Origin of the sequence: Streptomyces sp. NPDC087859, assembly GCF_044742595.1 — a bacterium.
Taxonomy (GTDB): Bacteria; Actinomycetota; Actinomycetes; order Streptomycetales; family Streptomycetaceae; genus Streptomyces; species Streptomyces canus_F.
In genome coordinates this window covers 480,027-495,148 of sequence record NZ_JBIUUU010000009.1, presented here as the reverse complement: position 1 = coordinate 495,148, position 15,122 = coordinate 480,027, and the positions used below count along the sequence as shown (strand labels likewise).

Here is a 15,122-nt window from a genome sequence, read left to right as displayed (position 1 = left end):
TCCCCCCCCCCCCGGGGGGCCCGGCCCCCCCCCCCCCGTCGGGGGGGGGGCCCCCCCCCGGGGGGGTTTTTTGGGGGGGCGCCGCCCGGGGGGCCCCCCCCCCCCCCCCCCCCCAAGGGGGGGTGAGGAGGGGCCGCCGATCGGAGGGGGATCGGCGGCCCCTCCTCACGCGTGCGCCCGCCTACCACCCACCGACGTGCGGCGCCTTCGGCACAGCGGCGTCCCGGTGCCATCTCCTGTGGATCCACAGCCGCTCACCGGCCAGCTCGGTCCGCGCCCACAGCCCGGACAGCGGGCCCGTTCCCGTACCCGACGGCAACCGCGCGAGCATGCGCGTCGGCTTCACTCCTCCGAACCGCCCGTACTCCAGCACGACAACACCCCGGTCGGTCATCAGCACCACACGCCGGCTGATGAACACGGTGGCGAGCACGGCTCCGGTCAGCGCCCCCAGAAGGCTCCAGAGCAGATCGAAGACACCCGGGCCGTCCCACCAGGCGACGACGAGACGCGCCCCGATGAGCCCACTCAGGAAGAAGACGTTCTGCAACCAGGGATTGAGCCCGCCCTGCGCCAACACCACGCGCCGGACCTGCTCACCGGGCTCCAAGAACCCCTGCGACCGCCGGACAACCCGACCGGTCAGACCCGATGCCACGATATGCCGCCTCGAAGATCCCATGAATATCGAGCGGATCTTCGACTTTCCGTTGAACCCTTGTCAATGAAAAACCCGGCAATGTCAGGGCCCGGCGCCTCAGCTCTGCTTGCCGCAGAACTCCGCCTCGATCACGGCGTCGGTGTCCCCCGACCAGTCCCCGTTGAAGTTGAAGGAGAGCGAGTGGCGGCCGTCCGCCGTGGTCACCGCCTCCGAGGTCGAGCCGTGGATGCCGCCGCCGTGGCCCCAGACATGGACGCCGCACGACAGCTCGCGGTCGATGAGGCCGAGGCCGTAGCCGGCGTTCGGGATGGCCTCGACCGGCACCGTCGTCTTCATCTCCTTCAGCTGCTTCGGCGGGAGCAGCTTGCCCCGCAGCAGTGCGGAGTAGAAGCGGTTCAGGTCGGACGAGTCCGAGATCATCTCGCCCGCCGAGGAGGCGAGCGAGGGGTTCAGTTTCGTGACGTCGTACGTCGGTCCCGTCGCCGTCTCGGCGAGCTTGGAGTAGGCGCGGCTGCTGGGCCCCGGGACGGTGACCCGGTTGCCGGGGACGGAGGTGGCGTTCAGGGACAGGGGCTTCACGATCCGCCGGCGGACCTCGTCCCCGTACGGCCTGCCCGTGACCTTCTCGATCACCATGCCCGCCAGGACGTAGTTGGTGTTGGAGTAGCTCCAGGACGTGCCCGGCGCGAAGTCCGGCTTGTGGGTCATCGCGACGGCCACCAGGTCCGCCGGCGCCTTCGTGTCGTAGCGATGCTCGAAGAAGCCGTCCTTGAGGAAGTACGTCCTGACGAAGTCGTCGTCGGCGGTGTAGTCGAAGATGCCGCTGGTGTGGTTGAGGAGCTGACGCAGGGTGATGCGGCGGCCGTCGTGGCCGTTGCCCCGGACCGTGCCCGGCAGCCACTTCGCCACCTTGTCGTCCAGCGACAGCCGCCCCTCCGCCTCCAGTTGCAGCAGCACCGTCGACACGAAGGTCTTGGTGATGCTGCCGACGCGATAGCGGTCGTGGACCGAACGCGGCTGGTCCGTTTTGAGGTTGCCCACACCGGCGGTCGTGGACCAGACGCGGTGTCCGGTCCGCGCCGTCGCCGTCACCCCGGGCACGCCGTCCTTCACCGCGGCCTCGATCGCCTCGCGGGTCGTCCCGTGGTCGTCTCCGGCGGGTGCCGCCGCGAACGCGGGGCCCGCCAGGGCCAGTGACAGCGCCGCGGCCGTCGCCGCCACGAGAGTCGTCCGTACGGTCATGTCTCTCCCCTTTGTGCTCTTCGTCGAGCGTGGTCGGGGGGTGAGACCCGGCGGAGATCGGCGAGGTTGAGCCGGGTGAGCCGGTTGATCGGGTTTCAGCCCTTCTTCAGAACCAGCTCGGTGTTGCGGTCGCCCGTCGTGCCCGCCAGGTCCGTGCGGCCGCCGGGGGCGTTGTAGGAGAGCTCGCGGTAGAGGGCGGACAGGCCCGTCTGGGAGAGGTCGGCGAAGTCCGTGCGGTGCGGGGCCGAGGACTCGACGCAGGTGGTGAAGAGGGAGATCGTGCCGTCCTTGTTGTCCACCAGCTCGACGACGCGGGCGAGTTGGGGGTAGTCGACGTGGGAGGCGGTGGAGATCTCCCAGAAGGAACGGCCGTTGCCGACGGCGTGCGGGGTGATCTCGTTGCGGTGGATGTGGCCGTTCACCCAGGCGAGGACGTTGCGGTGGCGGCCGAGCAGGGTGACGACCTCCGCGCCGGTGTGGCGTCGCTCGCCGGGGCGGGCCGGGTCGGGGCGGGTGTTGTCCATCGACTTGCTGGTGTGGTGGCTGAAGACGACGGCGTAGGAGTCCTTGTTGTCCTTCAGTGTCCTGTCCAGCCACTTCATCTGGGCCGTCCCGACGGACCCCTCGTAGTGGCCGCCCGCGTCGGTGGTGTCGAGGCTGATGCCGATGACGTCCTCGGCGATGCGGAAGGAGTAGTACTGGGTGCCCGCGTCGAGGTTGGCGGTGGAGTAGCCGTGGCCGACCGGGCCGAGACCGCGGTAGGCCGGGTCCAGATGGGCCCGCACGTACTCGCGCGGGGTGAACGGTGCCCGCAGCTCGTCCGGGGTCACCGAGCGCATGTCACGGGTGTGGGTCTTGAGGAGGTCCCGGAAGCCGACGCCCCTCGGGTCCTTGGCCTTCTTGATGGCGTCCTGGAGCTTCTTGGCCTCGGCCGCGGGCAGGCTCATCAGCTTCTTGCCGCCGACGGCGTACTCGGTGAGCCAGGAGTCGCCGTGGGAGGCGTAGCAGCCCAGCGGCATGGAGTCGTGGTTGCCGACCGTGGAGTACCAGGGAAGGTTCAGGCCGGGGCTGTTCAGCTCGCGGATCGCGGCGGCGAGGAAGCCGTCGAGGTGCGGGAAGCCGCGCTGCTTGTCGGCGTCACGGACAGTGGTGTCGGGCTGCCAGTACTGCTTGATCCCGCTGTTCTGGACGCCCTCGTACTGCCGCGGGTCCCCCGTGTTGGCGGTGACGCGGCCACCGCTCATGACCTTCAGGAACCACTCCAGCTCGGACTTGGCGTTGTTGTCCGTGTTGTCGCCGGTGGTCATGGCGAAGTGCAGCGGCGCGCCGGTGACGGGGGCGCCGCGCAGCGCGTTGATCCGCTCCACGAGCGCGATCGCCCCGTGCACGGTCAGCGCCTCCTGCGGCCGCCAGGCGTGCACGTCGGTCGAGCGGAGGTACTCCAGGCGCAGCGGGTGCTGGGCGTCGATGAGGTGCAGATCGGTGAGCTGGACGAACGCGGCGAGCGCGGTACGGCGGCCCGCGCGGCCCGCCTTCGGTGCGGCGAGCTCACTGCGCACCACCCGCTGCCAGCCGGGACCGTCACCGAGGCGGCGGAAGCCGGAGGCGGTGCGGGCGGCGGCGACGGTGGCGACGGTCGTGCCCCGGGTGTACGGGGCGAGCGGGACGGCGGGGGCCTGCCGGGACTGGGCGACGGGCGCCCCCTGTGCGGCGGTGCCGGTGGTGGTGGCGGCCTGGCTGTCGGTGGGCCGCAGGGCGTAACCGACCCCTGCGGAGACGGCTGCGGCGCCGGTGGCTGCGAGGACGGTACGGCGGTTGACCGCCAGGGCGGAGGTGGCGACAGAGCGTGTGCGCGACATGGCGCGGTCTCCCCGAGTGCGAACGCGTCGGCAGTGGTCGCGGGGGACTCGCTGTCGCGAACAACCCGCTCACTGTGGATCGTTGGCACCGGGAATGACCTGTGCGTGAACGAGACCGCAACGCGCAACACCGATCACCGTACGTGGATCTTGGGCCACCCTCCGCGCCCACGGCCGCACCTCGAACGGCCGGGAGGCGGTCACTCCGTGTTCATTTTCGTGGGTACGACCGCTATACCGCCCGCCCCGCCGCCGGCCGCTCGCGCCACAGCCGCAGCCCGATGTCGACCAGTGACACCCGGTTCAGTCCGGCCACCGCGTCCAGGTCGTGCCAGGCGGCCATGTCGGTGGAGCCGCCGATCTCGTGGCGGAGCTCACCGCCGGTGATCCGGCCCTCGTAGACGAGCCGGAGCGCGTGGTGGTCGACGACCCGGCCGAAGCGGCGGGTGTAGGTGTGGCGGCGGGTGTCCACGCCCAGGAGTCCGGTGATCCCGATGGTGTAGCCCGTCTCCTCGTCCACCTCCCGCAGGACGGTGTCGTACGGGTCCTCCCCGTGTTCCATCCCGCCGCCCGGCAGGGTCCACTCCGGCCTGCCGGCGTCGTCGATCCAGCGGGCGAGCAGGAGTTTGCCGTCACGGACACATATGGCGTAGGCCGCCACCCTCAGCTTCTTCCGCATGTACGGAAGTTAGCCCGCCGGCTCCGGATTCGCGGGCGAGTATTCGGGCGCCGACCAGCGCAGCGGCACCGCCGACGGCGTCTCCACCACCTCGGCCACCGTGAACCGCACCCGGCGTTCCGTCCCGAACTCCGTGCGCGCCTCGCCCGTCAGTTGCAGTGTCGTCCCGCTCGTCCAGTCCAGGAACAGCAGTCCGGCCCTCGGGTCCGCCGCGAGGTTCCCCAGGGTGAGGAACATGGAGTTGCCCGGGTAGTCCCGCCAGCTCAGCTCGCGGGGTGAGTCGACGCGCACGAAGCCGGGGTTGCCGCCCCGATGGCTGGTCTCGGCAGCGGTGCCGGAGTGCACGGTCGCCATGAAGAACGTGTCGGCCGCGGAGATGAACTCCGCCTGCCGTGGCTCCAGTTCACCTGTCCGCACCGCAACTCCCCTCCTCCGGTCGCCCACCACCTCGTACGACTCTCTCCTCTGGAGGTATTTAGGGCAGTTGGCGAACACTTTCTCCGCCTCCACCGCGAATCCCCGTGCCGTCGGCCGGAGTCGGCCGTTCAGGCGCATACGGCGGCGGGTGCGGGGGTCGAGGGCGATCGTGCCGACGGGTGTGCCGGGCGTGCCGAGGGCGGCGGCGAGGGGATCGGTCTCCGGGACCCCGCCGGCCACCGACATCCGGTGCGGGCCGGTGGCCCGGACGAACCCCGGCGTTCCGGAGAGCGGCGAAGCCCAGACATGGCCCGTCGACGGGTCGGCGGCGCCCAGGACCAGGAGCGGCTGGAGTTCCAGGAAGGCCGCCGCGACCGGCTTGATGCCCTCGCCGATCGCCCGCCCCACGTGGTCCGCCTGCTCCCGCACCCCGACCCGGTCCTGCACGGTCCGCGAGCCCGCGTGATAGACGCCCATGGCTAGAAGAAGCCGCAGGTGGGAGCCGACTCGACCGGGGCCGGCGCGCCCTGTGCGCCGCTCGGCACGGAGATCTCCAGGCGGGTGCCGTCCGGGTCGTGGAAGAAGATGCCGCCCGAGGCCGCGCCCTCGCGATGGGCGACGACCCCCTCGTAGGCGAAGTCGACTCCGTACGCCCGCAGCGCCTGCCCGTACTCCCTGACCCGTTCGATCGAGTCCGCCTCGAAGGCGAGGTGGTGCAGTCCGGCGCGGTCGCCCTCGAAGCCCGTTCCGGCCTGCTGCCAGAGCGTGAGGACGAGGCTCTCGCCGTCGCCCAGGAAGGCGTACCGCCGGTCCTCCTCCTTGCCCTCGCCGATCAGGGCGAAGCCCAGGACGTCGCGGTAGAAGGCGAGGGAGCGGTCGAGCTCGGTGACGTTCAGACCGATGTGGCCGGTGCGCAAGGTCATGGCTGTCCCCTTCAGCTGATCTAACCTGTCAAAGCAAGGTTAAAGGTTATGGACAGTCAGCGCAACCAGTCACGTAGTCTTGAGCGGTTAGCACGGAAGGGAGCCCCCACATGACCGCCGACCCCCGTCCCCTCACCGGCGAGCCCCTCGCGCTCGACCTGCTCAACACGCGGTGGATGCGGGAGGGAGCCGTGCAGGACCTGCTGACCGACCTCGACGGGCTGACGGTGTGGCTCGGGGCCAACGCGCTCGACGGGCGGTTCGAGGCGGACGCGCCCACCCTGCGGCATGTGCTCCAGGCGCGGGACGCGCTGCACAAGGCCGTCCATGAAGGCGCCCCGGCACCCCTGGACGCCGTCCTCGAGCACGGCCGGATCCGGGCCACCCTCACCGCCGAAGGACCCGGCGAGGTTCCGGAGTTCCGCGACCCCGCCTGGGGGCCCGCCTGGCTCGCCGCGCGCGACTACCTGGAGCTCATCGGCACCGCGCCCGACCGGATCCGCGGCTGCGCCCACGAGGCGTGCATCCTGCACTTCTTCGACACCTCACGGAACGGCACCCGCCGCTGGTGCTCGATGGCGGCCTGCGGAAACCGGGCGAAGGCGTCGCGGCACTACGCGCGCACCAAGGAAAGTTGAGGGCTGTACCAGAGAAACCCGAGAGACGACAGGGCGACTTGCCCCTTTGGTCGCTCATCTCCCTAAAGGGGATCGCGGGTTTTCCCCATACGCCCATATCGATTCGGTCAACTCTCCCTAAACATCCTTCCCATGCGTAAAGCTGTGCGATCGTCCGGGGTCGCATTTCCGGACCTTCGCGGTCAGGACCGATCGGCCCCGGCCGCTACCGCACGTTCCTTTACCTACAAGGGATGCCGATGACCCTCACCCCCCAGCGCGAACCGATATCGGGCGGCGCGAGACGCGTGGTGCGTATCGCCGTGGCCGCCGGCCTTGTGGCCGCGCTCTCCGCGGCCGGGCCTATCCCCATGGCCGTCGCCGCTGCCGACGCGCCCGCCGCGGCCGACCCGAGCGTCAAGTCCGCCCACGACAAGCTCGGTTCGGACGACGCGGACCTGCTCGCCGAGGCGAAGGCCGACGGCGAGAAGAACATCTCGATGATGATCGCGACCGCTCCGGGGCAGACCGAGCAGGTCGCCAAGCAGCTGGACGCCGTGGACGGCGGCCTCGTGGGCCGCACCTTCGACAAGGTCGGTTACGTCCGCGCCACCGTCCCCACCGCGAAGGCGGACAAGGCCATCGCCGCCGCCGTCAAGCTCTCCTCCGTGCACGGCATCGACCTGCGCCAGGAGATCCCGCTGGACGACCCGACGCCGAGCGCGGACACCGCCAAGGGCGCAGCCGGCAAGGCGGCCACCCCAGCGGCGCCCGGCAAGAAGACCCCTGCCGAGAACCCGTACAACCCGTCCTTCGAGACGGGCGCCGTCGACTTCGTGGAAGACCACCCGAAGGCGGACGGCCGCGGCGTCACCATCGGCGTCCTCGACTCCGGCGTGGACCTCGGCCACCCGGCGCTGCAGAAGACCACCACCGGTGAGCGCAAGATCGTCGACTGGGTCACGGCCACCGACCCGGTCAGCGACGCCGACGCCACCTGGCGGCGGATGAACAACCCGGTCAGCGGCCCGACCTTCACCATCGCGGGCGCCACCTGGAAGGCCCCGGCGGGCTCCTACCAGTTCAACCTGTTCCGCGAGTCGGCCACCGCGGGCGGCGACGCCAAGGGCGACGCCAACCGCGACGGCGACACCACCGATGTCTGGGGCGTCCTCTACGACGCGGCCGCCGGCACCGTCCGGGTCGACCTGAACAACAACAACGACTTCGGCGACGACGCGGCGATGAAGCCGTACAAGGCCGGGTTCCAGATCGGTTACTTCGGTACCGACAACCCGTCCACCGATGTCGTCGAGCGCCAGCCGTTCGTGGTCGAGATCCGCAAGGACGTCGTCTTCAACGCGGCCGGCGACAAGGCCGACTACGTCAACATCGGCGTCATCGAGTCCGAGCACGGCACGCACGTCGCCGGCATCACCGCCGCCAACGGCCTGTTCGGCGGCAAGATGAACGGCGCGGCGCCGGGCGCGAAGGTCGTCTCCTCCCGGGCCTGCACCTGGACCGGTGGCTGCACCAACGTCGCGCTCACCGAGGGCATGATCGACCTCGTCACCAACCGCGGTGTCGACATCGTCAACATGTCCATCGGCGGTCTGCCCGCGCTGAACGACGGCAACAACGCGCGCGCCGAGCTCTACACCCGCCTGATCGACACCTACGGCGTCCAGCTGGTCATCTCGGCCGGCAACTCCGGCCCCGGTGCCAACACCATCGGCGACCCCGGTCTGGCCGACAAGGTGATCTCCGTCGGCGCCTCGATCTCCAAGGCGACGTGGTACTCCAACTACGGCTCGGTCGTGTCCAAGTCGTACGCGATGATGCCGTTCTCCTCGCGCGGCCCGCGTGAGGACGGCGGCTTCACCCCGACGCTCGTCGCCCCGGGTGCCTCGGTCAACACGATCCAGACCTGGCTGCCGGGCGCCCCGGTCGCCGAGTCCGGCTACTCCCTGCCGGCCGGCTACGGCATGCTCCAGGGCACCTCGATGGCCTCCCCGCAGGCCGCGGGCGCCTCGGCGCTGCTGCTGTCCGCCGCCAAGGCGAAGGGCATCGCGCTGACCCCGAAGACCCTGCGCACGGCGCTGACCTCGACCGCCGACCACATCAAGGGTGTGCAGGCGTACGAGGAGGGTGCGGGCCTCATCAACATCGAGGACGCGTGGGACTCCATCAAGGACGGCGCGACCGCCAACGACTACACCGTCAAGGCGCCGGTCGACACCGCGATCGACCAGTTCCTGAAGACGCCGGGCTTCGGCACCGGCATCTACGACCGTGAGGGCGGCCTGAAGGTCGGCGTCAAGAAGTCGTACGAGGTCACCGTCACCCGTACGTCCGGCGCCGACAAGGCGATCCGTCACGAGCTGCACCTCGAGAACAACGCCGCCGGCACCTTCTCGATCGTCGGCTCGGACGAGGTCAAGCTGGAGCTCAACAAGCCGGTCACCGTCAAGATCGCCGCGAAGGCGCCGACCGCCGGTCTCAAGAGCGCCATCCTCGAGGTCGACGACCCGCGCACCGAGGGCATCGACAAGCAGATCCTGAACACGGTCGTGGTCTCGGCGCCGCTGAAGTACACCTACGCGGCGGCGGGTACGGTCCAGCGCAACAGCACGCAGTCGTACTTCGTGACCGTCCCCGAGGGCGCCAAGTCCCTCGAGGTCGCCATCGGCGGGCTGAAGGACAAGAGCCAGACCCGGTTCATCGCGATCCACCCGTACGGCGTCCCGGTCGACTCGACCAGCACGCCGAACTGCTACAACAACTACCTCGACGGCAACGGCTGCCGCCCCGACGTGCGGTCCTACGCCGACCCGGTCGCCGGTGTCTGGGAGATCGAGGTCGAGTCGCGCCGTACGTCGCCGCTGCTCGACAACCCGTACAAGCTGGACGTCACCGTCCTCGGCGCCACCTTCGCCCCGGAGGTCGTGACCGTGCCCGAGGCCAAGGTCGGCACCCCGACCGCCGCCTCCTGGAAGGTGACGAACAACCTCGCCGCGCTCGACGGCAAGCTCGTCGGCGGCCCGCTCGGCTCGGCCAAGTCGGCCCGCCCGACCATCGCCGAAGGCGACACCCAGGTCACCACGGTCGAGGTCCCCGAGGGCGCCAAGTCGCTGGACGTCGCCATCGGCAACGTCTCCGACGCGGCCGCCGACCTCGACCTGGTCGTCCTGGACGGCAACGGCGACGAGGCCGGTTCCTCCGCCGACGGCGACTCGGAGGAGTCCGTCTCGGTGGCGAACCCCGCCGCCGGTACCTACACCATCCAGGTCATCGGCTACGCGATCCCGGCCGGTTCGACGGCCTACGACTACCAGGACGTGTTCTTCTCCGCCGCCCTGGGCGCCGTCACGGTCGACGACTCGGCCGCGGTGAAGCTGGGCACGGGTGGCACCGCGGACGTCTCCGCGAACGTCACCGCCCTGGCGGCCGCTCCCGAGGGCCGTGAGTTCTTCGGTCAGGTCCAGCTGGTGAACGCCCGCGGCACGGTCGCGGGCATCGGCAGCGTGAAGATCGAGAAGGTCACCCCGTAGGTTGCGGGTACGACAAGGGAGGGGCGGGCGTCCATCGGGCGCCCGCCCCTTCGTCGTGCCCGCCTCTTCGTCGCACCCGCCCCCGTCAGCAGGTCAGCTTGCGCGACTCCGGCAACGATGCCTCGATCCACGCCCGTTCGCGGGCGACCGCGTCCTCGCCGACCACCCAGTGGTCGGGCACCGCGTCCCCCTTCGGGACCCCGAACAGCACCCGGTCGCCCTTGACGAGACCGCGGGCGAACGTGTCCTCGACGACGTAGGTGAGGTGCTCGGGGCGCTCCTCGTCCTGCTTGAAGTAACGGATCACGTCCACGGAGATCCTCAACTGCACTCCGTCCACGAGCCGTTCGACCGAGGTGACGGTGCCCTCAGCGACCAGGCGCGTGCAGGCGAGATAGTGCGGGCTGCCGAAGCGGGTGCCGGCGTCCACGTCGGCCTCGGACTTCTGGGCGCCGGCCCCGCTGTCGTCCGACGAGGACATGGTGTTGGGCCCACCCGTGGCGATCAGCCAGCCCAGACCGGCGACCACGGAGGCCGCCGCGGCCACCGCGAGGCTGCCGAGGGCGAGTTTGGGGACCCATCGGCGGGTGTGTGAGGGACCCACCCGAGCCGGCTTCGGGACCGGAGCCACGGCCGGGGCCGGGGCCGGCTCGGCGAGGGCGTGGCCGATGACGCCCAGTTGCTCCCGCAGCAGCGCCAAATCCGCGCTCGCCGACCGGTGTTCGGCCATGAAGGCGGCGTCCCCGCGGGCTTCCCCGGACAGTGGTTCGTCGGTGATCGCGGCCATCAGCGCGTCGATGCCGTCGTGTTCGGCGGTCACGTCACACCACCTCGCCCTCGTGCAGGCGGGCGCGCAGTGCGCGGACCGCCGTGTGCAGCCTGCTCTTGACCGTGCCCTCAGGGACGCCGAGCTCGTGCGCGATGTCGCGCACCGGCAGGTCGGCGAAGAAACGCAGGACGAGGACCTGGCGCTGGGCGTCGGGCAGTTCGTCGAGCCCCTGGGCGACGGCGAGGGAGAGCACGCTGGTGTCCTCGCCCGAGGGGTGCTCCAACTGGCGCAGGGAGGCCAGGCGTTCGCCGATCCGTTCCTGGCGGCGCTTGGCGCGGTGCCAGTCCATGGCGAGGTTGGAGGCGACGACGGCCGCCCACGCGGAGACGTCACGCGGCGCCTCGTACCCCTTCGCCGCCCGCTCCAGCAACCGCAGGCGGACCTGCTGCACCCCGTCCGGCAGGTCCGCCTGCGGTACGCCGCCGAGCGCGAGCACGGCCCGCACCCGACGTTCCTGAGCCGCGTCGAGGGGGTCGTCCGGCCCGTCATGGACACCGTCCCCCTGGCCGCGACGGGCCTTTCTGCGCAGCACAGCCACCCCTCCCCTAGCCGCGTTTCCTCTATGACGCCGGTGCGGGCGGAAACGTTCGGTCCGATGCCCGGAATTCTTTCTTCACATGATCATCACTGTCACCATGGGCCCCATGACGCACATCGCGAAGGGGGCCAACACCCCTGTCCCCGCCGGTCTTCTGAGGGTTGCCGTCTGCCGCCGCAAGGTGCCGGGGACGCCCGCCGTGGATGTCTCGGCGCTGCTCCTCGACGCGGCGGGCAAGGTACGCGGCGACGCCGACCTCGTCTTCCACAACCAGCCCGCGCATCCCTCCGGAGCGGTACGGCATCTCGGCACCGGTGACGGCGCGGACCAGCTCGCCGAGTGGCTGGAGCTGGATCTGCCCCGGGTGGAGCCGGCGGTCCAGCGGGTGCTGGTCGCCGCGTCGTGCGACGACGGCACGTTCGGGGCGGTGCCCGGGCTCGCGGTGCAGACGGTGGCGGCGGACGGTTCGATCGTCGTGCACTACGACGTGACGGACGCCGGTGGCGAGACGGCCTTCGTGCTCGGGGAGTTCTACCGGCGCAACGGGGAGTGGAAGTTCCGGGCGGTGGGGCAGGGCTGGGACTCGGGGCTCGCGGGGCTGGCGACGGACTTCGGGATCGTGGTGGCGGCGCCGGCGCCGATGCCGGTGGCGCCTCCGGTGGCTCCCGTGCCGAACCCGGTCGTCACGAAGGCGAGCGCGCCACCGGCCGCCACCCTCATATCGGCTCCTGTCCCGGCCCGGTCCCCCGCCCCCCTGGGACCCGACTTCACCCCGCACACCCAGAGCGGCCGCGGCAACGGCGTGGTCTCCGTGGACATGCCGCTGCCGCCCGGCCCGGTGATCGTGGAGGCACGGGTCCGGGGTGACGAATGGCTCTGCGTCGAGACGCTGAACCGGCGCAACAAGGACGAGGACACGGTCTTCAACACCACCCTGCGCGACTTCCACGGCCGCGCCCTGGTGCAGCCCCCGCGCGACCGTCCGCTGCGGATGAAGGTCAACTACGACGGCGACTGGACGCTCACGGTCCTGCCGCTGTCGGCGGCCCGTCCGCTGGGCACGCAGACACTCAAGGGGCGCGGGCCGGACGTCGTCTCCTACCTGGGCACCATGGCCGATGTGAAGGTCCGCTTCGACGGCGGCGCCGACCGCGGCGAGTGGTTCGTGCTGAACTGCCACGAGGCCGAGCACTTCGACGACCTCGACGACCACGAGCTGCTGTGCAACGAGACCGGAAAGCTCAAGCAGACCGTCCCGGTCCCCGACGGCCCGCTGCTGCTGGTGATCGAGCACGGCGACGGCGACTGGGAGCTCACCGCCAAGCCCCTGCCGGTCCGCGACCCCTCCGCCGGCCGGAAGACCGGTGCCTACGAGGGCCGCGGCGAGCACACGGTCACGCTGGCCAACCCCCGGCCCGGGCGCCCGGCGCTGGTCCAGTACGACTTCCCGGGCGCCAAGGCCGACTACTCGCTCGAGGTGAAGACCGTCGACGAGTACGGCGACGAGGACGACTGGCTGAGCGGCCACGACCGCGGCACCCGTGGCACGGCGGTGCTCTTCGCCGACGGCAGGGCCGAGCAGACCGTACGGGTCCGCTGTGCCGGCGAGTGGACGCTCAGGCTGCTGCCCGAGGAGGAGGCACCCCTGCTCACCGGTGCGGCCGAGGGCAGGGGCAGCACGGTCCTGCGCTACCAGGGGCCGCCCATGCTGATGACGGTGCAGCGGACCTCACGGGGCGACAACGAGCACCTGAGCGCGTGGGCCCTGAACCACCCGTACGGAAAGTCGGCGATGATCGCCGACACCCTCGGCCGCCGCCGTCCCACCCTCGGCCCGGTGTGGGTCGACCCGGGCGGCACCTGCTTCGTCACGGTCCGTGCCGCCGAGGGCACGAAGTGGCGCCTGGAGCCGGCCCCGCTCGACGCGGCCCCCGTGCTCGGCGCCCGGACCCCGGGCGACCGGTATGGAGTCGTACGTCACATCGGGCCCGAGGCCGAGCTGGTGGTCGTCGGAACCGCCTTGATCCATGTCTTCGAGCTCGACGAAAATCTGTTCCCACACCGGAAACTCACCGCATCTTCCGGCCCGCACCGCGTTTCGGGCACGTTCCTCCATGTCAGGTCGCTCGGCGGGTGGACGCTGGAACTGCGCCCCTGACACGAGTGCCGTCCCATTCCGCGGGCAAAGGATTGGACACGACGGCCCGGATGAGACGCATGATGGAAACGTCCAGGCCACGTAAACGCCACGCAAAGGAGTCGCTGTGAGGGTCGGAATCGTCGGAGCCACCGGTCAGGTCGGCACGGTCATGCGCAGGATCCTCAAGGAGCGCGCCTTCCCGGTCACAGAGCTGCGCCTGTTCGCCTCGGCCCGCTCCGCGGGGTCGGTCCTGGACGGCGTGACGATCGAGGACGCGTCGACGGCGGACTACACCGGCCTGGACATCGTGCTGTTCTCCGCGGGCGGCTCGACCTCGAAGGCGCTGGCCGAGAAGGTCGCCTCGCAGGGCGCCGTGGTGATCGACAACTCCTCGGCCTGGCGCAAGGACCCCGAGGTCCCCCTGGTCGTCTCCGAGGTGAACCCGCACGCCATCGCGGACCGCCCCAAGGGGATCATCGCCAACCCGAACTGCACCACCATGGCCGCGATGCCGGTCCTGAAGGTGCTGGACACGGAGGCGGGCCTCGAGACGCTGATCGCCACCACCTACCAGGCGGTGTCCGGCTCGGGCCTCGCGGGCGTGGCGGAGCTGCACGGCCAGGTGCAGAAGGTCGCCGCCGACGCGGACAAGCTCACCCACGACGGCGGGGCGGTCGACTTCCCCGAGCCGCAGGTCTACAAGCGCCCCATCGCCTTCAACGTCCTGCCCTTCGCCGGCAACCTCGTCGAGGACGGCCTGAACGAGACGGACGAGGAGCAGAAGCTCCGCAACGAGTCCCGCAAGATCCTGGAGCTCCCCGAGCTGAAGGTCTCCGGCACCTGCGTGCGGGTCCCGGTCTTCTCCGGCCACTCCCTCCAGGTCAACGCCCGCTTCGCCCGCCCGATCACCCCGGAGCGCGCGACGGAGCTGCTGGCGGGCGCCCCCGGCGTGACCCTCTCCGACATCCCGACCCCCCTCCAGGCCGCCGGCCAGGACGCCTCCTTCGTCGGCCGCATCCGCCGCGACGAGACGGTCGAGCACGGTCTCGCTCTCTTCATCTCCAACGACAACCTCCGCAAGGGCGCCGCGCTGAACGCGGTCCAGATCGCGGAGCTGGTGGCGGCGGAGCTCAAGGGCTAGTCCCGCCTGACCTCGTAGAGGAAACATCCGTACTCGACGGCCCGGACGTGGACCAGCGCCACGGCCGGGTCGTCGAACGCGTTCCGGAAGGCCTCGTCGTCGGGGGCCGCGACCAGCTCTCCGCCCAGGATGTGCCCCTCGGCGGAGTACCGGCGGACCGTCCGGTGGGCGCCCGCGAAGGGGTAGCCGTCGGGCTGCGGCCCCGCGCACTCCTCGGCGTGGATGAAGACGGGGCCCTGCTCGTCGTACGCCCCCGGCTCGGCGCCCGTCTGCGCGGCCCAGCGGCGCAGCGGGGCGTAGGAGACGAGGGCGATCCGCTCGCCCGGCGCGCCGCGCCGCAGACAGCAGCGGAGCGGTGCCCCGCCCTCCTCGTCGGTCACGGGAACCATCCGGCGTCCCGCGTCGTCCGTGGACCGGAGCTCTTTCAGGATCTCGGGGGTGATGGGGCGTGCGGTGTAGGTGGTCATGTCTCCCACACTCGCGCGTGTCCGCCCCGGTCACCGGCGGGTTTTGGACATCGCGTTC

13 protein-coding genes are annotated in these 15,122 nt (G+C 70.9%); 4 read left to right on the top strand and 9 right to left on the bottom strand.

The window, feature by feature from the left end; genetic code table 11:
- Positions 1-181: 181 nt before the first annotated feature.
- The 6 genes from ACIOHP_RS24610 to ACIOHP_RS24585 form a co-directional block, all read right to left on the bottom strand.
- Positions 182-583 carry a hypothetical protein gene (locus ACIOHP_RS24610; RefSeq protein ID WP_401890803.1) on the bottom strand — a complete coding sequence of 134 codons (402 nt, stop codon included), beginning with the start codon at positions 581-583 and terminating at the stop codon, positions 182-184.
- A gap of 174 nt (positions 584-757) precedes the next feature.
- Positions 758-1,903, bottom strand: a complete 1,146-nt coding sequence (locus ACIOHP_RS24605) for a serine hydrolase domain-containing protein (RefSeq protein WP_401890800.1) — start codon at positions 1,901-1,903, stop codon at positions 758-760.
- Positions 1,904-1,998: 95 nt separating this feature from the next.
- A complete protein-coding gene (locus ACIOHP_RS24600) occupies positions 1,999-3,762 on the bottom strand; it encodes a TIGR03767 family metallophosphoesterase (RefSeq protein ID WP_401890797.1) in 1,764 nt (587 codons plus the stop codon).
- Between the two features lie 232 nt (positions 3,763-3,994).
- Positions 3,995-4,441 carry an NUDIX hydrolase gene (locus tag ACIOHP_RS24595; RefSeq protein WP_361478446.1) on the bottom strand — a complete coding sequence of 149 codons (447 nt, stop codon included), beginning with the start codon at positions 4,439-4,441 and terminating at the stop codon, positions 3,995-3,997.
- Between the two features lie 9 nt (positions 4,442-4,450).
- Positions 4,451-5,335, bottom strand: coding sequence for a pyridoxamine 5'-phosphate oxidase family protein (locus ACIOHP_RS24590; protein WP_401890794.1), 885 nt, complete (start codon positions 5,333-5,335; stop codon positions 4,451-4,453).
- A 2-nt stretch (positions 5,336-5,337) separates the two neighbouring features.
- Positions 5,338-5,781: a VOC family protein gene (locus ACIOHP_RS24585; protein ID WP_401890791.1), complete on the bottom strand. Its 444-nt coding sequence runs from the start codon at positions 5,779-5,781 to the stop codon at positions 5,338-5,340.
- A gap of 110 nt (positions 5,782-5,891) precedes the next feature.
- On the opposite strand from ACIOHP_RS24585, the gene ACIOHP_RS24580 reads away from it, so the two are divergent.
- A complete protein-coding gene (locus ACIOHP_RS24580) occupies positions 5,892-6,419 on the top strand; it encodes a CGNR zinc finger domain-containing protein (protein WP_401890788.1) in 528 nt (175 codons plus the stop codon).
- 239 nt (positions 6,420-6,658) lie between these two features.
- Positions 6,659-9,949: a S8 family serine peptidase gene (locus ACIOHP_RS24575; protein ID WP_401890786.1), complete on the top strand. Its 3,291-nt coding sequence runs from the start codon at positions 6,659-6,661 to the stop codon at positions 9,947-9,949.
- An 85-nt stretch (positions 9,950-10,034) separates the two neighbouring features.
- Here ACIOHP_RS24575 and ACIOHP_RS24570 read toward each other — a convergent pair whose 3' ends face one another.
- Together ACIOHP_RS24570 and ACIOHP_RS24565 are read right to left on the bottom strand one after the other, a co-directional pair.
- A complete protein-coding gene (locus ACIOHP_RS24570; protein WP_401890783.1) occupies positions 10,035-10,769 on the bottom strand; it encodes a hypothetical protein in 735 nt (244 codons plus the stop codon).
- Position 10,770: 1 nt separating this feature from the next.
- Positions 10,771-11,316: a sigma-70 family RNA polymerase sigma factor gene (locus ACIOHP_RS24565; RefSeq protein WP_361478464.1), complete on the bottom strand. Its 546-nt coding sequence runs from the start codon at positions 11,314-11,316 to the stop codon at positions 10,771-10,773.
- 106 nt (positions 11,317-11,422) lie between these two features.
- Between ACIOHP_RS24565 and ACIOHP_RS24560 the strand changes: the two genes are divergently transcribed.
- Both ACIOHP_RS24560 and ACIOHP_RS24555 read left to right on the top strand, forming a co-directional pair.
- On the top strand, positions 11,423-13,474 hold the full coding sequence (locus tag ACIOHP_RS24560; protein ID WP_401890780.1) for a TerD family protein: 2,052 nt from the start codon (positions 11,423-11,425) through the stop codon (positions 13,472-13,474).
- A 106-nt stretch (positions 13,475-13,580) separates the two neighbouring features.
- Positions 13,581-14,597 carry an aspartate-semialdehyde dehydrogenase gene (locus ACIOHP_RS24555; protein ID WP_307030577.1) on the top strand — a complete coding sequence of 339 codons (1,017 nt, stop codon included), beginning with the start codon at positions 13,581-13,583 and terminating at the stop codon, positions 14,595-14,597.
- On the opposite strand, the gene ACIOHP_RS24550 is transcribed toward ACIOHP_RS24555, so the two are convergent.
- Entirely contained in the window at positions 14,594-15,064 is a 471-nt protein-coding gene (locus ACIOHP_RS24550; RefSeq protein ID WP_361478471.1) for a DUF1203 domain-containing protein, read from the bottom strand. The two genes, ACIOHP_RS24555 and ACIOHP_RS24550, sit on opposite strands and share 4 nt — an antisense overlap.
- Positions 15,065-15,122: the final 58 nt, after the last annotated feature.